Origin of the sequence: Streptomyces sp. ISL-66 (assembly GCF_018614135.1) — a bacterium.
Taxonomy (GTDB): Bacteria; Actinomycetota; Actinomycetes; order Streptomycetales; family Streptomycetaceae; genus Streptomyces.
The window spans coordinates 13,900-33,196 of the sequence record NZ_JAGGOW010000158.1 but is presented as its reverse complement, the minus strand read 5'-3'; the positions used below and the strand labels follow the sequence as shown (position 1 = coordinate 33,196).

The 19,297-nt window shown below is 73.8% G+C and carries 17 protein-coding genes; 10 read left to right on the top strand and 7 right to left on the bottom strand.

Features of this window, described 5'->3' with window-relative positions:
• Positions 1-1,426: PQQ-binding-like beta-propeller repeat protein (locus tag J7E97_RS28565; RefSeq protein WP_215033204.1), on the top strand; the 1,426-nt coding region annotated here is incomplete at its 5' end.
• 157 nt (positions 1,427-1,583) lie between these two features.
• On the opposite strand, the gene ilvD is transcribed toward J7E97_RS28565, so the two are convergent.
• The 4 genes from ilvD to J7E97_RS28545 form a co-directional block, all read right to left on the bottom strand.
• Entirely contained in the window at positions 1,584-3,437 is a 1,854-nt protein-coding gene (gene ilvD / locus J7E97_RS28560) for a dihydroxy-acid dehydratase (protein WP_215033200.1), read from the bottom strand.
• Positions 3,438-3,656: 219 nt separating this feature from the next.
• Positions 3,657-4,277 (bottom strand): TetR family transcriptional regulator, encoded by a 621-nt coding sequence (locus J7E97_RS28555; protein WP_215033197.1) that lies wholly within the window; start codon positions 4,275-4,277, stop codon positions 3,657-3,659.
• Entirely contained in the window at positions 4,274-5,134 is an 861-nt protein-coding gene (locus J7E97_RS28550) for a sugar phosphate isomerase/epimerase (protein ID WP_215033194.1), read from the bottom strand. The genes J7E97_RS28555 and J7E97_RS28550 overlap by 4 nt, the downstream gene beginning before the upstream one ends.
• A gap of 44 nt (positions 5,135-5,178) precedes the next feature.
• Positions 5,179-6,108, bottom strand: coding sequence for a Ppx/GppA phosphatase family protein (locus J7E97_RS28545; protein ID WP_215033191.1), 930 nt, complete (start codon positions 6,106-6,108; stop codon positions 5,179-5,181).
• Positions 6,109-6,171: 63 nt separating this feature from the next.
• Between J7E97_RS28545 and J7E97_RS28540 the strand changes: the two genes are divergently transcribed.
• Positions 6,172-7,110 carry a hypothetical protein gene (locus J7E97_RS28540; protein ID WP_308346828.1) on the top strand — a complete coding sequence of 313 codons (939 nt, stop codon included), beginning with the start codon at positions 6,172-6,174 and terminating at the stop codon, positions 7,108-7,110.
• Between the two features lie 199 nt (positions 7,111-7,309).
• On the opposite strand, the gene J7E97_RS36290 is transcribed toward J7E97_RS28540, so the two are convergent.
• On the bottom strand, positions 7,310-9,172 hold the full coding sequence (locus J7E97_RS36290; RefSeq protein ID WP_308346827.1) for a hypothetical protein: 1,863 nt from the start codon (positions 9,170-9,172) through the stop codon (positions 7,310-7,312).
• A 220-nt stretch (positions 9,173-9,392) separates the two neighbouring features.
• Here J7E97_RS36290 and radA point away from each other — a divergent pair, with 220 nt between their 5' ends.
• Positions 9,393-10,853 (top strand): DNA repair protein RadA, encoded by a 1,461-nt coding sequence (gene radA, locus J7E97_RS28530; RefSeq protein ID WP_215033188.1) that lies wholly within the window; start codon positions 9,393-9,395, stop codon positions 10,851-10,853.
• Positions 10,854-10,953: 100 nt separating this feature from the next.
• Positions 10,954-12,078, top strand: a complete 1,125-nt coding sequence (disA, locus tag J7E97_RS28525) for a DNA integrity scanning diadenylate cyclase DisA (RefSeq protein WP_215033185.1) — start codon at positions 10,954-10,956, stop codon at positions 12,076-12,078.
• A gap of 72 nt (positions 12,079-12,150) precedes the next feature.
• Here disA and J7E97_RS28520 read toward each other — a convergent pair whose 3' ends face one another.
• Positions 12,151-12,966 carry a hypothetical protein gene (locus J7E97_RS28520; RefSeq protein ID WP_215033182.1) on the bottom strand — a complete coding sequence of 272 codons (816 nt, stop codon included), beginning with the start codon at positions 12,964-12,966 and terminating at the stop codon, positions 12,151-12,153.
• 170 nt (positions 12,967-13,136) lie between these two features.
• Between J7E97_RS28520 and J7E97_RS28515 the strand changes: the two genes are divergently transcribed.
• The 6 genes from J7E97_RS28515 (at position 13,137) to cseC (ending at position 18,455) form a co-directional block, all read left to right on the top strand.
• Positions 13,137-13,751, top strand: coding sequence for a phosphatase PAP2 family protein (locus tag J7E97_RS28515; protein WP_215033179.1), 615 nt, complete (start codon positions 13,137-13,139; stop codon positions 13,749-13,751).
• Between the two features lie 23 nt (positions 13,752-13,774).
• Entirely contained in the window at positions 13,775-14,755 is a 981-nt protein-coding gene (locus J7E97_RS28510; RefSeq protein WP_251055300.1) for an A/G-specific adenine glycosylase, read from the top strand.
• 182 nt (positions 14,756-14,937) lie between these two features.
• Positions 14,938-15,510, top strand: coding sequence for a SigE family RNA polymerase sigma factor (locus J7E97_RS28505; RefSeq protein ID WP_215033176.1), 573 nt, complete (start codon positions 14,938-14,940; stop codon positions 15,508-15,510).
• 83 nt (positions 15,511-15,593) lie between these two features.
• Positions 15,594-16,253 carry a hypothetical protein gene (locus J7E97_RS28500; protein WP_215033173.1) on the top strand — a complete coding sequence of 220 codons (660 nt, stop codon included), beginning with the start codon at positions 15,594-15,596 and terminating at the stop codon, positions 16,251-16,253.
• A gap of 107 nt (positions 16,254-16,360) precedes the next feature.
• Positions 16,361-17,065 carry a two-component system response regulator CseB gene (gene cseB, locus J7E97_RS28495; RefSeq protein WP_215033170.1) on the top strand — a complete coding sequence of 235 codons (705 nt, stop codon included), beginning with the start codon at positions 16,361-16,363 and terminating at the stop codon, positions 17,063-17,065.
• 79 nt (positions 17,066-17,144) lie between these two features.
• The gene (cseC, locus tag J7E97_RS28490; RefSeq protein ID WP_215033167.1) at positions 17,145-18,455 is read left to right on the top strand and encodes a two-component system sensor histidine kinase CseC; all 1,311 of its coding nucleotides are present in this window, start codon (positions 17,145-17,147) and stop codon (positions 18,453-18,455) included.
• A 29-nt stretch (positions 18,456-18,484) separates the two neighbouring features.
• Here cseC and J7E97_RS28485 read toward each other — a convergent pair whose 3' ends face one another.
• Positions 18,485-19,102, bottom strand: a complete 618-nt coding sequence (locus tag J7E97_RS28485; protein ID WP_215033164.1) for a M23 family metallopeptidase — start codon at positions 19,100-19,102, stop codon at positions 18,485-18,487.
• Positions 19,103-19,297 lie beyond the last annotated feature (195 nt).

The following is a 19,297-nucleotide window of genomic DNA, read 5'->3' as shown; positions in this document are numbered from 1 at the left end:
GGCCAAGGACCCGGCCGAGCGGCCCAGCGCGGACGCGCTGATCGCCGAGCTGCGGGCGGTGGCGTACCCGACGGACGAGGACACCCAGGCCTTCATCCCGCGGCCGCGGCGGCCGGTGCCCGAGGAGCAGGCCACGCACCGGCGGGACCGGATCGCCGCTCCTGCGCGCGGGCCACGGGAACGAGGGCCGGCGCCGGTGGCGGCCGCTTCGGCGGGGCGCGGGCGGCGGCGGGCCCGGCTGGTCCTCGCGGCGGGGCTCGGGCTGCTGCTGGCGGGCGGGTCCGTGGGCGGCTACCTGTGGGCGTCGTCCGACGGGCCGTCCCGTTCCGGGGACGCGCCTTCCCGGCGGCTCGCCGCCCCGCGGGCGCCGGCGGGGCAGCAGCCCCCGCCGTGGTCGGTGCGGCTGGGCGAACGCGGTGCGGCGTGCTCCTGGCAGGCCCCGGCCCTGTACTGCTCGGGGCCCGAGGCGTCCGCCGTACGGCTCGACCCCGCCGACGGGTCGACGCTGTGGTCCGTACCGGCGACCGCGCCCGACTCCCGGCCCGCGTCCGACAGCGCGCCGCTGCACGGGGACGGGGTGGTCCTCGCGGTGGCACCGGGCAGCGAACTGCTGCGGGCGCTGGATCCGGCGACGGGCACGGAGCGCTGGCAGCGGACCCTGCCGGGCGGCGGGCACGCGCTGCCCGCCGGCGGGCACGTACTGATCGCGGCGGCGGACGGGACGGTCGTCGCGCTGGATCCGGCGACGGGCGCCCAGCGCTGGTCGAAGCGGATCGGCGGGGTCGGTTCGGTGTGGTGGAGCGGCACGCAGGAGGCGGGCGGACCCTCCGCGCCGTACGTGGCCACGCCCGACAAGGACGGCCGGGCCACGCAGCTCGCGGCGGTGGACCCGGCGAGCGGATCGCCGCGCTGGCAGCTGCGGTCACCGGGGCTCCTGCATCCGGTGGGGGCGGCGGGCGGCGGGCTGTACCTGCTGGACACCGACGCGCGGGGCAGGACCGGGGCGGTCGTCCGGGTGGACCTCGCCACCCGCGCCGTGCGGCGGGTCCAGCTCGGCTCTCCGCTGTACGAGACGCAGGCGACGGTGGGGCCGGACGGGACGGTGTACGTCTTCGGGGCCACCGGCGCGCTCGTGGCGGTGGACGCCACGCGAGAGGTGTGGCGGCTGGAGACCGGGGTGGCCCTGGCCTCCCGGCCCGTGTTCGCCGACGGACGGGTCTACCTGAGCGCGTCGGACGGGCGGCTGCTCGCCGTCGACGCGGGCGCCGGGCGGCTGCTGGGACAGACGAAGCCGCGGATCGGGGCCGGGAAGGACACCTTCGCGGCTACACTGCCCGCTCCCGCCGTCGGGGGCGGGCGGGTGTACGCCTCCGCGCCGGACGGGACGGTCTTCGCGGTGACGGCGGGGGATCCCGCCGGGTGGTGAAACGGGTCCGGCCCCGCCCGACGGGGTCGGGTGGGGCCGGTCCGGGGCCGGGCGGCGGCCGGGCTCGGGTGCGGAGCGAGGCCGTGGTCAGAGCGCCGTGGTCAACGCCCGTGGCCAGCGCCCGTGCTCGACGCCCGTGGTGTCAGCGCCCCTGGTGTCAGCGCTCCAGCAGGGAGACGTCGCGGACCGCGCCCTTGTCGGCGCTCGTCGCCATCGCGGCGTAGGCGCGCAGGGCCGCCGAGACCTTGCGCTCGCGGTTCTTCGGGGCGTAGACGCCGCCCAGGGCCTCGCGGCGGGCCGCGAGTTCCTCGTCGGAGACCAGGAGGTCGATCGAGCGGCTCGGGATGTCGATCCGGATCCGGTCGCCGTCCTCGACCAGGGCGATCGTGCCGCCCGAGGCCGCCTCCGGGGAGGCGTGGCCGATGGAGAGGCCGGACGTGCCGCCGGAGAAGCGGCCGTCCGTGACGAGGGCGCAGACCTTGCCCAGGCCGCGGCCCTTGAGGAAGGAGGTCGGGTAGAGCATCTCCTGCATGCCGGGACCGCCGCGCGGGCCCTCGTAGCGGATGACGACGACGTCGCCCGCCTTGATCTCCTTGCGGAGGATCTTGTCGACGGCCTCGTCCTGCGATTCGCAGACGACGGCCGGGCCTTCGAAGGTCCAGATCGACTCGTCGACGCCGGCGGTCTTGACGACGCAGCCGTCGACGGCGATGTTGCCGCGCAGGACGGCGAGGCCGCCGTCCTTGGAGTACGCGTGCTGCACGGAGCGGATGCAGCCGCCCTCGGCGTCGAGGTCGAGGGTGTCCCAGCGCTCGGACTGGGAGAAGGCGGTGGCGGAGCGCTTGCAGCCGGGGGCGGCGTGCCACAGCTCCATGGCCACGTCGGTGGCCGTGCCGGAGCGGGGGTCCCAGTCCGCCAGCCAGGTCTCCAGGTTCGCGGAGTGGACCGAGGTGACGTCCTTGTTCAGGAGTCCGCCGCGGTGCAGCTCGCCGAGGATGGCGGGCATGCCGCCGGCCCGGTGGACGTCCTCCATGTAGTACGTGCCGCCGGGCGCCACGTTCGGCGCGACCTTGGACAGGCACGGGACCCGGCGGGAGATCTCGTCGATGTCCGTGAGGTCGTAGTCGAGTCCGGCCTCCTGCGCGGCGGCGAGGAGGTGGAGGATCGTGTTCGTGGAGCCGCCCATGGCGATGTCGAGGGCCATGGCGTTCTCGAAGGCCTGGCGGGACGCGATGGAGCGGGGCAGGACCGAGTAGTCGTCCTGCTCGTAGTGGCGCTTGGTGATCTCGACGATCGTGCGGCCGGCGTCCTCGTACAGGGCGCGGCGGGCGGTGTGCGTCGCGAGGACCGAGCCGTTGCCGGGGAGGGCCAGGCCGATGGCCTCGGCGAGGCAGTTCATCGAGTTGGCGGTGAACATGCCCGAACACGAGCCGCAGGTGGGACAGGCGTTCTCCTCGATGCGCAGGACGTCCTCGTCGGAGACGTTCTCGTTCGAGGCGTCGACCATGGCGTCGATCAGGTCGAGCTTGCGGACGGTGCCGTCGACGAGGGTGGCCTGGCCGGCCTCCATCGGGCCGCCGGAGACGAAGACGACCGGGATGTTGAGGCGCAGGGCGGCCATCAGCATGCCGGGGGTGATCTTGTCGCAGTTGGAGATGCAGATGAGGGCGTCGGCGCAGTGGGCCTCGACCATGTACTCGACGCTGTCCGCGATCAGGTCGCGGGAGGGCAGGGAGTACAGCATGCCGGCGTGGCCCATGGCGATGCCGTCGTCGACCGCGATGGTGTTGAACTCGCGGGGGACGGCGCCGGCGGCCAGGATGGCATCGGAGACGATGCGGCCGACCGGGGCCAGGTGGGTGTGGCCGGGCACGAACTCCGTGAAGGAGTTGGCGACAGCGATGATCGGCTTCCCGATGTCCGCGCTCGCTACGCCCGAGGCGCGCATCAGCGCACGTGCGCCTGCCATGTTGCGGCCGTGGGTGACGGTGCGGGACCTCAGCTCGGGCATCGGGTTCACTCCCCATGAGTGCGGCGGCACCGCAAGGCCCGCCGCGACTGTGGATATGGCTCGGTTACGAGGCTACGCCTCTTGCCCGGGATGCGGACGGACCGTCCGGATGTCGGGACGGGCCGCTCAGCCCTCGGGCACGGCCGCGGTCGTCGCTGGTCGCACCCGGTCGCCGCCGGTCACTCCGGCTCGCACCCGGTCCCTCCGGGTCGCTCCCGGTCACTCCTCGGTCAGGTAGCGCTGGAGGGTCGGGGCCACCAGGGCGATGATCTTCTCGGGGTCGGCGGACGCGAGGGGATCGACCTGGACCACGTACCGCAGGATCGCGATGCCGATCATGTGCGAGGCGGCGAGCTCCGCGCGGAAGGTGGGGTCGGGGACGTTCAGGTCGGCGGCGACCCGCTCGAGGACGCGGCGCAGGATCAGCCGGCGCAGTACGGCCGCCGCGGCCTCGTGGGTGAGGGCGGAGCGGATGACGGCGAGGAGCGGGGCGCGGCTGGCCGGGTTCTCCCAGATGCCCAGGAAGTAGCGGGCGAGGCGCTCGCCGATGCCGTCCGGGCCGGAGCCGATGATCTGCGGGACGATGAGGGCGGGCTCCATGGTGAGCTCGATCGCGGCGGCGAAGAGGTCGTCCTTGCTGCCGAAGTAGTGGTGGACCAGGGCCGGATCCACGCCGGCGGCCTTGGCGATCCCGCGCACGGAGGTCTTGTCGTAGCCGCGCGCCGCGAACTCGGAACGGGCTGCGAGCCGGATCCGCTCCTGGGTGCCGGGGCCGTCGTCGGCCTCGTCCTGGCGGGGGCGGCCGGGGCCGCGGCGGGGGCGCTCGGCGGGGGCGGTCACGGGCGGGCCGCGGGGGCGGCGGGGGGCGCCGGCCGGGTGGTGGCGGCGTTCGCGGGCGTGGCGGCGAGGTGGAGGCGGGTGAAGGCCAGGGCCTCGGCGAGGTCAGCCTCGCGCTCCGCGGAGGACATCGCGCGTCGGGTGTTGACCTCGATGACGATGTGACCGTCGAAGGAGGTCGCGGCGAGGCGTTCCAGCAGCTCGGCGCAGGGCTGGCTGCCGCGGCCGGGGACGAGGTGCTCGTCCTTGGCGGAACCGTTTCCGTCGGCGAGGTGGACGTGCGCGAGGCGGTCGCCCATCCGGTCGATCATCGCGGTCGCGTCGGTACGGGCGGTCGCGGTGTGCGAGAGGTCGACCGTGAAGTGGCGGTAGTCGTCCTTGGTGACGTCCCACTCGGGCGCGTACGCGAGCATTTCGCGGTCGCGGTAGCGCCAGGGGTACATGTTCTCGACGGCGAAGCGGACGTCGGTCTCCTGCGCCATCCGCCAGATGCCGGTGACGAAGTCCCGGGAGTACTGGCGCTGCCAGCGGAAGGGCGGGTGGACGACGACCGTGCTCGCGCCGAGCCGGGTCGCCGCCGCCTGGGCGCGCTGGAGCTTGGTCCACGGGTCGGTGGACCAGACGCGCTGCGTGATGAGGAGGCAGGGGGCGTGGACGGCGAGGATCGGGACCCGGTGGTGGTCGGAGAGCCGGCGCAGGGCGTCGATGTCCTGGCTCACCGGGTCCGTCCAGACCATGACCTCGACGCCGTCGTAGCCGAGGCGCGCGGCGATCTCGAAAGCGGTCGCCGTCGACTCCGGATAGACGGAGGCGGTGGAGAGGGCGACTTTCGCGGTCGGGATCCGGACTGGTTTGGCCACGGGGACAGATTACGGGGCGGACACGGTCCCGGGCGTCGCCGGGGCTACGTCGGGAGGTGGTCCAGGCGGCGGAGGATGACGCCTTCGCGCAGGGCCCACGGGCAGATCTCCAGGGACTCGACGCCGAGCAGGTCCATCGCGCCCTCCGCGACCAGGGCCCCCGCGAGGAGCTGGTTCGAACGGCCTTCGGAGACGCCGGGGAGCGCGGCCCGCTCGGCCGTGGTCATCGCCGCCAGCCGCGGGACCCACTCCTCCAGGGACTTCCGCGTCAGGTCCCGCTGGATGTACAGGCCCTCGGCGGAGCGGGCCGCACCCGCGATCCGGGCCAGCTGTTTGAAGGTCTTGGACGTGGCCACCACCCGGTCCGGGGCCCCGAACCGGCTGAACTCGCCGACCGTCCGGGCGATCTGCGCCCGCACGTGGCGCCGTAGGGCCCGGATGTCCGCCTGGTCCGGCGGGTCACCCGGCAGCCAGCCCGCCGTCAGGCGGCCCGCGCCCAGCGGGAGGGAGACCGCCGCGTCGGGGTCCTCGTCGATGCCGTAGGCGATCTCCAGCGAGCCGCCGCCGATGTCCAGGACCAGCAGCTTCCCCGCCGACCAGCCGAACCAGCGCCGCGCCGCCAGGAAGGTCAGGCGGGCCTCGTCCTCGCCGCTCAGGACGGGGAGGTCGATGCCCGTCTCCGCCTTGACCCGCCAGAGGACCTCGTCCGCGTTCTTGGCCTCCCGTACCGCGCTGGTCGCGAAGGGGAGCACGTCCTCGCAGCCCTTGTCCTCGGCGGCCTGGGCCGCCGCGGCGATGACGGAGACCAGCCGCTCGATGCCCTCCGGCGTCACCGCGCCGTCGTCGTCGAGCAGCTCCGCCAGCCGCAGCTCCACCTTGTGCGAGTGCGCCGGGAGGGGACGGGCGCCGGGGTGCGCGTCCACCACCAGCAGATGGATCGTGTTCGAACCCACATCAAGGACACCGAGTCTCATGGGGGGAAACGCTACTGGGCCGAAGGGGCGGGGGTGGAGTAAGGGGCGCTTAGGCTGGGGTTTGTGCCAAATACGAAGAAGGCCAACAAGTCCACGTCCCGGTCGGACGGCCCTGCGGACAGCCCCGCGGTCAGCCCGGCGGACGGCCCCGCGGTCGGCCCGGCGGACGGCCCGGCGGAGAAGGGGAAGCCCCAGAAGCAGCCGAAGGCCCCGAAGCCCCCGAAGGCCCGGAAGCTCTCCAAGGCCGCGCGCGCCGGTGACGAGAAGGGGCTCGACTTCCCGCGGGCCTGGGTCGAGTTCCCCGATCCCGCCGACAAGGAGCAGGTCTTCCGCTGCGACCTGACCTGGCTGACCTCCCGCTGGACCTGCATCTTCGGCAGCGGCTGCCAGGGCATTCAGGCCGGCCGGGCGGACGACGGCTGTTGCACGCTGGGTGCCCACTTCTCCGACGAGGACGACGAGAAGCGGGTGGCCGGCCACGTGGCGCGGCTGACGCCGGAGCTGTGGCAGTTCCACGACGTCGGCAGCGAGAGCGGGTGGACGCAGCACGACGACGACGGGGAGAAGCAGACCCGTCGCTGGGACGGCGCCTGCATCTTCCTGAACCGTCCCGGCTTCGCGGCCGGCGCCGGCTGCTCGCTGCACATCCTCGCCGTGCGCGAGGGCAAGGAGCCGCTGGAGACGAAGCCGGACGTGTGCTGGCAGCTGCCGATCCGGCGGACCTACGACTGGATCGACCGGCCCGACGACACGCGCGTGCTGCAGGTGTCGATCGGCGAGTACGACCGGCGCGGCTGGGGCCCGGGCGGCCACGACCTGCACTGGTGGTGCACGTCGGCCACGTCGGCGCACGGGGCCGGCGACCCGGTCTACGTGTCGTACCGCGCCGAGCTGACCGAGCTGATGGGCAAGGAGGGGTACGAGGCGCTCGTGCGGCTGTGCGAGGCGCGGCTGTCCTCGCTGCTGCCGATGGCCCCCCACCCTGCCGACCCGGCGGAGTAGGGGCCCTTGGCCCCCTTGGCCCTGGGTGCGGTGGCTAGTGCCGCGTCAGGCAACGTTTGCCCCTCAAGGAGCGGCGTCCGGTGCGTGCTCTCGGCGTGCCGGCCGGAAGCCCTCGTACTGGACGTACTTGGGCTTTCGGCCGGTGCGGCGAGAGTGCGTGCCGGACGCCGCGACGGGGCGAACGTTGCCTGACGCGGCACTAGGGCGTGGTCGGCGAGCCGGCTCCGCTCGACGGGTCCGGGCTCTGCGTCGGCGACTCGGCCGGGGTGGGGGTCGGCGTGGGCGTGGGGGTCGGTGTCGGGGTGGGTGTCGGGGTCGGCGTGGGGGTCGGTGACGCCGGCGGAGAAGGCGGGGGCGGGTCGGTCGGTGTCGGCGTGGGCGTGGCCGCGAGGCGGCCACGGCCCTGGATGGAGATCACCGCGCCGCCCGGGTCGACCCCGACCCGGGCGGTCCAGGCCCCGACGGGCTGGGTTTCGGGATCCACGTTGATCCGTAGGGTGACCGATTCTCCTGGCGCGAGCCGTCCCGCGGTCTGGCTGGCCCGCAGCCACGGGCCGTCGGACCACAGCCGCCAGTCGACCGGCGCTCCGCCCGAGGCGGTGAGGGTCAGCAGGGTGGTCGAGCCGTGCGAGGAGGCGGCCACGGTCAGCCGGCCGGGAGCGCCGGGGCCGGCGGAGGGCGGTGCGCCGCTGCTGATGACCTCGACGGAGACGTCGGGGGCGGCGGTGCCGGTGGCGAAGTCGGGGCCGTCGGTGACGGGGGCGGTGTTGCCCGCGTTCTCGTAGGCCGCCAGCGGGCGGTCGTCGGTGCGCGCCGGCGGGAGCTCCGCCTCGCTCGCGGAGATGCGGGTGGCTCCGCCGACGGATTCCCCGGTGCTGGGGGCGCCCCGGTACGCCGCCCACAGGGCCAGCACCGGGGCCGCGACGACGGTGGCGACGACGGTGGTGGTCACGGCGCGGGCGCGCAGCCGGTCGCGACGGGCCGCCCGGTCCCTGGGGTCCATGGGGAAGCCGGTGCGGTTGAAGCGCGGGCCGGACCCGGGGCCGCGGCGGCCGCTACCGGAGCGGAGCATCGCGGCGCGGACGGCGGTGCGCGGGGCCGGTACCAGCGGGAGGGCGGCGTTGATGCCGCCCGTGCCGGGCCAGGGCCCGCCGGCGCCGACGCGTTCGGCGACGCGGCGGCAGCGCGGGCAGTCGTCGACGTGACGGACGAGCTCGGCGCGCAGGGAGGAGGACAGCAGCAGGTTCCCGTCCCCGCCGTCTTCGCCGTCGACGCCGGTGAGCCGGGAGACGGTCGGGCAGCCGCCGGTCTCCACGACCGCGAGGGCGGCGCGGGTGCGCTCGACCTCGCAGGCGGCGCCGGAGAGCAGCTCGCGGGCGGCGGCCGGGAGCGTGCCGAGGACGGCGGCGAGTTCGGGGACGCCGAGGCGGTGGCGGACGGCGAGTTCGAGGGCCTCGCGCTGTTCGGGCGTGGTGCCGGCTGCCTCCGGCCAGGCGAGGCGGGCGAGCTCGGTGCGGCGGTAGGCCGATACGTCGAGGCCGCCGGCGGGGGCCGCGCCCGCGGCGGCGGCGTTCAGCGCGGCGTTCAGGTCGGCGCCCGCGGTCCCGCCCGCGTGCACCGGATCGGGATCGGGCACTCGGTCGCGGCTCGCGCGCTCCGGTGCGCGCCGGGCGGAATGCGCTCCCCCGTGGCCGCGGCCATGGGCATGGCCATGGCCGTAGCCGTAGCCCTGGCCGCGCCCGTGCCGCGTACGCCGTCGCTCGGCCAGCCGGCGCAGGCAGGCCCAGCGGGCGAGGGCGTACAGCCAGGCCCGCCGGTCCCCCTCGTCGGGGCAGCGGCCCGGATGCCGCTCGGCGACGGCGAGGACGTCGCCGAGCACGTCGGTGGCGGTGTCGTGGTCGCACAGGACGGAGAGGCAGTACGTGAACAGGCCGTCCAGGTAGGGCTCGTGGCGGAACCGCGGCTGCTGCTGCTCCGCTCCGGTCCCTTCGGTGGGCGTGCGCCCGTGCGCCCGGTGTGCGCCGGTGCGCGAAGCGGGGTCTCCCTGGTTGTTGCTGGTCACTCGGCGACCGTAGGCGGCACGCCGGTGACGGTCCGGAAGCCTTACCCGGTTTTAGCCCTTACGGGTGAACAGAACGGGGTTGCGCTGACGCGGACCCTGACGCCGTCCACCATCCGCCGCCCTCATCCCCTCCCCTCCCCTCCCCTCCCCGCCCCCGCCCCCGTCCGTCCCGCCCCCCGCCGGACGGGCGCTGTCGGTGGCGGCGGCTACGGTGGGCCGCATGGCTGCCCGTACATCTCGTTCATCCGCCAAGGACCGGCCGTCCTACCGCTGTACCGAATGCGGGTACTCCACCGCCAAGTGGCTCGGCCGGTGCCCCGAGTGCCAGGCCTGGGGCACCGTCGAGGAGCTCGGCGGCGCGCCCGCCGTGCGGACCACCGCGGCCGGCCGGGTCACCACGGCCGCCGTGCCGATCGGGCAGGTCGACGTCCGGACGGCGACCGCGCGCAGCACCGGCGTGGACGAGCTGGACCGGGTGCTGGGCGGCGGCCTCGTCCCCGGGGCGGTCGTGCTGCTCGCGGGCGAGCCGGGCGTCGGCAAGTCGACGCTGCTGCTCGACGTCGCGGCGAAGGCGGCCAGCGACGAGCACCGCACGCTGTACGTCACGGGCGAGGAGTCGGCGAGCCAGGTGCGGCTGCGGGCCGACCGGATCAACGCGATCAGCGACCACCTCTACCTGGCGGCCGAGACCGACCTGTCCGCCGTGCTCGGGCACCTCGACGCGGTGAAGCCCTCGCTGCTGATCCTGGACTCCGTACAGACCGTCGCCTCCCCCGAGATCGACGGCGCGCCCGGCGGCATGGCGCAGGTCCGGGAGGTGGCCGGGGCGCTGATCCGGGCCTCCAAGGAGCGCGGGATGTCCACCCTGCTCGTCGGCCACGTCACCAAGGACGGGTCGATCGCCGGACCGCGGCTGCTGGAGCACCTGGTCGATGTCGTCCTGAGCTTCGAGGGCGACCGGCACGCGCGCCTGCGCCTCGTGCGCGGCGTGAAGAACCGGTACGGGACCACGGACGAGGTCGGCTGCTTCGAGCTCACCGACGAGGGGATCAACGGCCTCGCCGATCCGAGCGGGCTGTTCCTGACCCGCCGCGCCGAGGCCGTGCCCGGTACCTGCCTGACGGTGACGCTGGAGGGCAAGCGCCCGCTGGTCGCCGAGGTGCAGGCGCTGACGGTGGACTCGCAGATCCCCTCGCCGCGCCGGACCACGTCCGGACTGGAGACCTCGCGCGTCTCGATGATGCTGGCCGTACTGGAGCAGCGCGGGCGGATCACGGCGCTCGGGAAGCGGGACATCTACACCGCCACCGTGGGCGGCGTGAAGCTCACCGAGCCGGCCGCGGACCTGGCGGTCGCGCTCGCGCTGGCCTCGGCCGCCAGTGACGTGCCGCTCCCGAAGAACCTGGTCGCGATCGGCGAGGTCGGCCTCGCGGGCGAGGTCCGGCGCGTGACGGGCGTGCAGCGGCGGCTGGCGGAGGCGTACCGGCTGGGCTTCACGCACGCGCTGGTGCCGACGGACCCGGGGAAGGTGCCGGCCGGGATGAAGGTGACGGAGGTCGCCGACATGGGTGACGCGCTGCGGGTGCTGCCGCGCGGGCGCTCGCGCACCGCGGCCAAGGAGCGGGACGCCGAACAGCCGAACAGCAGGTCACAGGGGCCGTACGGGGTCCTCGTGGAGTGATGCGGGCCAAGGCACGGCGGGCGCCGGGGCCGCGCCGGTAGACTTCGCGATGGTCCGCCCGGCCGTACGCAGGCGGTACAACCGCGACCGGAGGAGTGCAGTGGCAGCCAAGGACGGGGCAGCAGCATCCGGAAAGTCGGGCGCGAGCTCCAAGCAGGAGGCCATGATGCGTGCCTCGCTGAGCGCGGTCGCACCCGGTCAGCCCTTGCGCGACGGCCTGGAACGGATCGTCCGCGGCAACACCGGCGGGCTGATCGTCCTCGGCATGGACAAGTCCGTCGAGGCGATGTGCACGGGCGGCTTCGTCCTGGACGTGGAGTTCACCGCGACCCGGCTGCGCGAGCTGTGCAAGCTCGACGGCGCGCTGATCCTGGACAAGGACATCACCAAGATCCTGCGCGCGGGCGTCCAGCTGGTCCCGGACGCCTCCATCCACACGGAGGAGACGGGCACGCGGCACCGGACCGCGGACCGGGTCTCGAAGCAGTGCGGGTTCCCGGTGGTGTCGGTGTCCCAGTCGATGCGGCTGATCGCGCTGTACGTGGACGGCGAGCGGCGCGTGCTGGAGGAGTCCGGGGCGATCCTGTCGCGGGCGAACCAGGCGCTGGCCACGCTGGAGCGGTACAAGCTGCGCCTGGACGAGGTGGCGGGAACGCTGTCCGCGCTGGAGATCGAGGACCTGGTGACGGTCCGCGACGTCACTGCGGTCGCGCAGCGGCTGGAAATGGTCCGCCGGATCGCGACGGAGATCGCGGAGTACGTCATCGAACTGGGCACGGACGGGCGACTGCTGTCGCTCCAGCTGGACGAGCTGACGGTCGGGATCGAGCAGGAGCGGGAGCTCGTCATCCGGGACTACGTGCCGGAGCCGACGCCGAAGCGTTCCCGCACGGTGGAGGAGGCGCTGCCGGCTCTGGACGCGCTGACGCATCCGGAGCTGCTGGAGCTGGCGATCGTGGCGAAGGCCCTGGGGTACACGGGGTCGCCGGAAACGCTGGACTCGGCGGTGTCCCCGCGGGGTTACCGGCTGCTGGCGAAGGTTCCCCGGCTGCCCGGGGCGATCATCGAGCGGCTGGTGGAGCACTTCGGCGGTCTGCAGAAGCTGCTCGCCGCCAGTGTCGACGACCTGCAGACGGTGGACGGCGTGGGCGAGGCCCGCGCGCGCAGCGTCCGCGAGGGCCTGTCCCGCCTGGCGGAGTCCTCGATCCTGGAACGCTACGTGTGAGACGACCTGGGGACGGGACCCGGGCCGCGTGCGGCCCGGGTCCCGTCCGTACGCCGTACGGACTCCCCCGCCTCAGTTCTGCTTCAGGACGAACGAGGTCCTGGCCACCGGCATGCCCGGGGATTTGACCTCGACCACGTAGGTGTCGGGGGCCGCCACGTCCGCCGGAGGCGACTGGCACTGGGTCGAGGCGCTGAAGTGACGGTCCCATTCGAGCGATTGCTTCGTCTCGCCCTGCGAGGGGACCCGGAAGAACACGTTGGCCGCGCCCGTCGGGCAGTCCGCCGAGGACCAGACCGGCTTGGCGTTGCTCGCCTGAGTGATGGTCAGCACGGCCTGCTTCGGGCCGAGATCGACCTTGCAGGTGGTGCCGGAGACGTTGCGCGCGATGAGTTCGAGGCGCGGCTTCTCGTTCGCCTCGTACTCGTTCTTCACGCTCTTGACCTCCCACTGCAGCGCGCCGGCCGCACAGGTGGGCACCGGCGAGTCCGCCGGGACGACCTGGTTCTGCCCGGAGGTGCCCGCGCCGCCGTCCGCCGAGCCCGGCGTGGAGCCCGGTTCGCCGTTCTTGCCCGGGCCCGCGCCGGCGGACCCGGCGCCGGCATCGGCGCCGGTGCCCGTGCCCGTACCGCCGCCGGTGCCCGACTCGCCGCGGCCGCCCGGGGCCTGACTGATCGCCGGACCGGAGCCGGACGGTCCGGGGGTGATCTGGGTGACGGGGTCCGAGCCGCCCTGGCCCTTGCCGTCCGCACCCGGCTTCCCCCCGCCGGAACTGACGGTCCATACGGCGAGGAGCGCGAGGAGCGCGGCAACGGACGCCAGCACGGCCCTCCGTCGCCAGTAGATGGAGGAGGGGAGCGGCCCGACCGGATTGCGCAGAGATCCCACGGAGGGAACTTTACGAGAGTTCGCGGCGCGATCCGTGCCCCACATGCCGCGCACGCGGCTTGTTTTGCCGATGATCATCCCGCGGGGTGGGCCGGGGGCCTCGGGGACCGTCCTGAATCGGCCGGATATCTGGCGGGCGTGTCATTCCGCTTTGGGTACGGTCAGTGACCATGGACAGCTCTGGCCTCTATCTCGACATCACCGATTTCGCCCGCTCCACCCCCGCCTGGGTGCGATCGGCGTCCGAGTTCTGGACGGAGTACGGACTGTTCGCCTTCGGCGTCCTCTTCATGGCCGTGTGGTGGCGCTCCCGGTCCTGCCCCGACCCTCGCGCCGTCGCCCTCGCGGTGCTCGCACCCCTGGCCACCGCCGTCGCGTACGCCGTCTCCGAGCTGGTGAAGTCCAGCGTGGACGAGGAGCGCCCGTGCCGGGCCGTGGCCGGGGCGGCCGCCTCGCTGATCACCTGCCCGGCCACCGGCGACTGGTCCTTCCCCAGCAACCACGCCACGATCGCGGGCGCCGCCGCCGTCGCACTGGCCCTGGCCGTACCCCGGCTCGCGCTGCCGGCCGTTTCCCTCGCGCTGCTGATGGCCTTCTCCCGCGTGTTCGTCGGCGTCCACTACCCGCACGACGTGGCCTTGGGCCTGCTGCTGGGCGCGAGCCTCGCCGCCCTCACCGTCCTCGCGCTCACCGGGCCGACGGTCAGGGTCGTCGCCGCCATGCGGGCGAGCGGCATCCGCGCCGCTGTCCTGATCACCGGCCCGGACCCGGCACGGCAGGGGTGAAACGTGCCAGGATGCCGTCTGCCATGACTGCATCCCCCACATACCCCCCGACACCCCCGGAGCCCACGCCGGCCGCGCCGCCCGCCGCGGCCCCGGCGGCCCCGGCGGCCCCGGCCGCGCTGCACTCCCCCGTCATCGCCTGGTTCGAGGCGCACGCCCGCGACTTGCCCTGGCGGCGCCCCGAGGCGGGCCCCTGGGGGGTGATGGTCAGCGAGTTCATGCTCCAGCAGACCCCCGTCAACCGGGTCCTGCCCGTGTACGAGCAGTGGCTCGCCCGCTGGCCCCGCCCCGCCGACCTGGCCGCCGAGGCCCCCGGCGAGGCCGTACGGGCCTGGGGGCGGCTCGGTTACCCGCGCCGGGCCCTGCGCCTGCACGGCGCCGCCGCCGCGATAACGGAGCGGCACGGGGGTGACGTACCGCGCGACCACGCGCAGCTGCTGGCGCTGCCCGGGATCGGCGAGTACACGGCCGCGGCCGTGGCCTCCTTCGCGTACGGGCAACGGCACGCCGTCCTGGACACCAACGTGCGCCGGGTCTTCGCGCGCACCGCGACCGGGGTCGAGTACCCGCCGAACGCCACGACGGCCGCCGAGCGGCGTCTGGCGCGGGCCCTGCTGCCCGAGGACGAGGACACCGCGGCCCGCTGGGCCGCGGCCTCGATGGAGCTCGGGGCCCTGGTCTGCACGGCCAAGAGCCCGGACTGCGGGCGCTGCCCGGTGTCCGGACTGTGCGCCTGGCGGCTCGCCGGGAAGCCCGCGCACGAGGGGCCGCCGAGGCGCGGGCAGACGTACGCGGGGACGGACCGGCAGGTGCGCGGCAAGCTCCTCGCGGTGCTGCGCGAGGCGGTCGGCGCGGTACCGCGGTCCGTCCTGGACACGGTCTGGGACGAGCCCGTGCAGCGGGCCCGCGCGCTGGACGGGCTGGTCTCGGACGGACTCGTGGAGCCGCTGGCCGGGCAGATGTACCGGCTTCCCGCGGGGGTCCCCACGCCCCCTCGAAGCTGACGGGAGGATTCCGCTTGTCGCCGGGAAACCCGCAGCTCACGACCGTCGTTACACAATCTATGGGTGTCCGTGCGCCCACCGAAGGCTGACCCGCACAGGCCCGTGACAACGCCTCCGTAACGTCGCATCCGTAAGGCAGCGGGTGAACGGCTGAACGGCAGCGGCAGCGGAGGCGGTCTGAGATGGCGCACGGCGAGGTACTCGAATTCGAAGAGTACGTACGCACCCGGCAGGACGCGCTGCTGCGCAGTGCCCGTCGCCTGGTTCCGGACCCGACCGACGCGCAGGACCTCCTGCAGACCGCCCTCGTCCGCACCTACGGCCGCTGGGACGGCATCGCCGACAAGTCCCTCGCCGACGCCTACCTGCGCCGCGTCATGATCAACACCCGTACCGAATGGTGGCGCGCCCGCAAGCTCGAAGAGGTCCCCACCGAGCAGCTCCCCGACGCCTCCGTCGAGGACGGCACCGACCAGCGCGCCGACCGCGCCCTGCTGATGGACATCCTCAAGGTGCTCGCGCCCAAGCAGCGCAGCGTGGTCGTGCTGCGACACTGGGAGCAGATGAGCACCGAGGAGACGGCCTCGGCGCTCGGCATGTCGGCGGGAACCGTGAAGAGCACCCTGCACCGCGCACTGGCCCGACTCCGGCAGGAGCTGGAGAGCCGGGACCTGGACATGCGCGCGCTGGAGCGCGGTGACCACCGCGGCGACCACACCATCCGGTACGAGGGGCGTGAGCGGTGCGCGGCCTGAACGGCCCACAGCTGAACGGTCGGACACCGAGCGGCCCGGCACCGGGCGCGGGACGCCTGGCTGGCAAGAGCTCGGTGGTACTCATGTCGGCGGGGACTGCCGTCCTCGCCGGCACGGTGCTGTTCGCGGCCGGCTGCTCCACGGGAGGCACCGGCCTGCGGGACGGCGGCCCGGCCCGCACCGAGTCGGTGGCCAAGACCGGCGCCCCGTCCTCCGCTCCCGCTTCCGCCGAACCCGACGGGACGGCCGCCCCCTTCAGCCCCCGGGCCTCCGGCACGCCGGGCAAGAAGGTCGACCCGGTCGAGCTGCTCAAGGCGGACCCCAAGGTCAGCCCCGAGGTCAAGCGGGACCTCAAGCCCTGCACGGGCAAGGAGTACCCGATCGACGTCAGCTACGGGAAGGTCACCGGCGGCCCGGCGGTCGACATCGTGGTCAACGTGCTGTCCTGCGCCGACGCCCTGGGCCGCGGCTCGTACGTGTACCGCGCGGAGGACGGAAGGTACGAGAATGTGTTCTCGGACGAGCAGCCGCCCGTCTACGCCGAGATCGACCGGGGCGACCTGGTCGTCACCAAACCCGTCTACGGCAAGAGCGACGCCCTCGCCTACCCGTCGGGCGAGGACCTGATCACGTACCGCTGGAACGGTGAGAGGTTCACCGAGCAGGACCGGGTGCACACCGACTACAGCAACGTGGTCGACGGCGGGGTGGCCCCCGCGCCGTCCGCCAGCCCGAAGGGCTGAGGACCGAGGACCGGGGACCGTGGACCGGACCCGGAGCACCGGCCCCTGATCACCGGCCCCTGAGCACTGAGCAAGTACCGAGTACCGAAGCGAGGCGAGGCTCCCGAATGGCAGAGACCCATGTCCTGTTCGTAGAGGACGACGACGTCATCCGTGAGGCCACGACGCTGGCGCTGGAGCGCGACGGTTTCGTGGTCACCGCCATGCCCGACGGACTGTCCGGACTGGAGTCCTTCCGGGCCGACCGCCCCGACATCGCCCTGCTCGACGTGATGGTGCCCGGCATGGACGGCGTGAGCCTGTGCCGCCGCATCCGTGACGAGTCCACCGTCCCCGTGATCATGCTCTCGGCGCGCGCCGACTCCATCGACGTGGTCCTGGGCCTGGAGGCGGGCGCCGACGACTACGTCACCAAGCCCTTCGACGGCTCCGTCCTCGTCGCCCGCATCCGCGCGGTCCTGCGCCGCTTCGGGCACGCCGGCGGCCCGCGGGGCGGCGCGGCCGACGAGGGCGACGACGCCGAGCGCGGGGTCCTGGCCTTCGGCGACCTGGAGGTCGACACGGAGGGCATGGAGGTGCGCAAGGCCGGCGCGTCGGTGGCGCTGACGCCCACCGAGATGCGGCTCCTGCTGGAGTTCTCCACCTCCCCCGGCACGGTGCTCTCGCGCGACCGGCTGCTGGAGCGGGTCTGGGACTACGACTGGGGCGGCGACACCCGGGTGGTGGACGTCCACGTGCAGCGGCTGCGCACCAAGATCGGGCAGGACCGGATCGAAACGGTCCGGGGCTTCGGATACAAGCTGAAGGCCTGAGGCACGAGGCCGACGGCCCGAGGAAATGAACATGCGAAGAGTCGGGGGATGAGTACGTGAGCACGGGGATGAAGCGGGAATGAAGCGGTTCACTCTCCGGACGGGGATCCGCTGGAAGATCACGCTCGCCATCGCGTCCGTGGGCGCGCTCACCGCTCTCGCACTGAGCCTGGTGGTGCACAGCGCTGCCCGAGTGTCGATGCTGGAGAGCGCCCGCGAGGTGCAGCTGGACCGGGTGCAGTTCATCTCCCGCAACGCCGAGGCCGGCCGCAAGCCCCCCATGAGCGCCAAGCTCAACGATCCCGACCTGCCCGCGGACCTGCGCGAGAAGGCCCGGTCCGGGCGGCGCGGCACCTACATCCAGGAGAACCCGCGCGGTCTTCCCGAGGTGTGGGCTGCGGTACCGCTCGGCAACGGGCAGGTGCTGTCGCTGCACACCCCGTTCCGGGAGAGCGCCAACATGTTGCGCGACCTGGACCGGGCCCTGGTCGTCGGTTCCCTCGCCGTGGTGATCGGCGGTTCGGCGCTCGGCGTGCTCATCGGCGGGCAGATCTCGCGGCGGCTGCGCAAGGCCGCGGCGGCCGCGCAGCGGGTGGCGCACGGGGATCCGGAGGTACGGGTCCGGGACGCGGTCGGGGGCGTCGTGCGCGACGAGACCGATGACCTCGCGCGGGCCGTCGACGCGATGGCGGACACGCTCCAGACGCGACTGGAGGCCGAGCGACGGGTGACCGCCGACATCGCGCACGAGCTGCGCACCCCGGTGACGGGCCTGCTCACGGCGGCGGAACTACTGCCTCCGGGTCGGCCGACCGAGCTCGTACGGGACCGGGCGCAGGCGCTGCGGGCGCTGGTCGAGGACGTGCTGGAGGTGGCCCGGCTGGACAGCGCGTCCGAGCGGGCGGAGCTCCAGGACGTGGCGCTGGGCGAGTTCGTGAGCCGCCGGGTGAATTCCCTGATGCCGGAGGCGAGCGTACGGGTCGTCGCGGACGAGATCGTCAGCACCGATCCGCGCCGACTGGAGCGGATCCTCGGGAACCTGCTGGCGAACGCCGCGCGGTACGGGCAGGCGCCGGTGCAGGTCGACGTCGAGGGCCGGGTCGTACGGGTACGGGACCACGGGCCGGGCTTCCCGGAAGCGCTGCTGCGCGAGGGGCCGAGCCGGTTCCGGACCGGCTCGACGGACCGCGCCGGGGTGGGCCACGGGCTGGGGCTGACCATCGCGGAGGGACAGGCGCGGGTGCTGGGCGCCCGGCTGACCTTCCGCAACGTGGCGGCCCCGGGCGGCCCCGCCCGCGAGGGCGCGGCCGCGGGTGCGGTGGCGGTGCTGTGGCTCCCGGAGCACGCGCCGACGGCGTCGGGGAGCTACCCGATCGTGCCGAAGGCCTAGTGCTGTGGCCGGGCGGTTCGGCCGTTCGATCAGACGGTGACGCCGACCTTGCGCAGGAAGGCGACCGGGTTCACGGCCGAGCCGTAGTTCGGGGTGGTGCGGATCTCGAAGTGGAGGTGCGGGCCGCTCGAGTTGCCGGTGTTGCCCGACAGAGCGATCTTCTGGCCCTTGGCGACCTTCTGGCCGATCTTGACCTGGATCCTGGAGAGGTGCGCGTACTGCGAGTACGTGTTGTTCGCGTGCTTGATCACGATGGCGTTGCCGTAGGCCGGGCCGTCGCCGCCGCCGTTCGGGCCGGCCTTGACGACGGTGCCCGCCGAAACGGCGTCGACACGGGTGCCGACCGGGACGGCGAAGTCCTGGCCGGAGTGCTTGTGCGACCACATGCTGCCGCCCTTGCCGAAGGTCGCGGAGAGCGTGTAGCTCGAAACGGGCTTCTCCCAGGCCGGGACGGCCGGCTTCGCGGCGACCGCCGCGGCCTGGGCGGTGGCCTGCTCGGACACGAGCCGGGCGGTGCCGGCCAGGGCGGTCTGGGCCTCGTCGGCGAAGGCGGCGGTCGTTCCCGCCCCGAGGGCCAGGGCCGCACCGAGAGCGGTGGCGCCGATGGCGAGACGGGTACGACGGGTGCTGACGCGCTTCGCGGACATGAAGGAGACCTCCGGGGCCGGGGACAAGGACGGGTGCTGCGGTGCGGTGCTGCGGCGATGCGGTGCTTCGCTGCTTCGGGCAAGAAAGGACCCGGCACGCTCAGAGGGTGCCGGGCTCGCTCGCTCATCCTTGGTAACCCGTGCCCCCCGGCTTCCCCAAACCACCCCGTTACTACCCGCACTCGTAGATGCGGA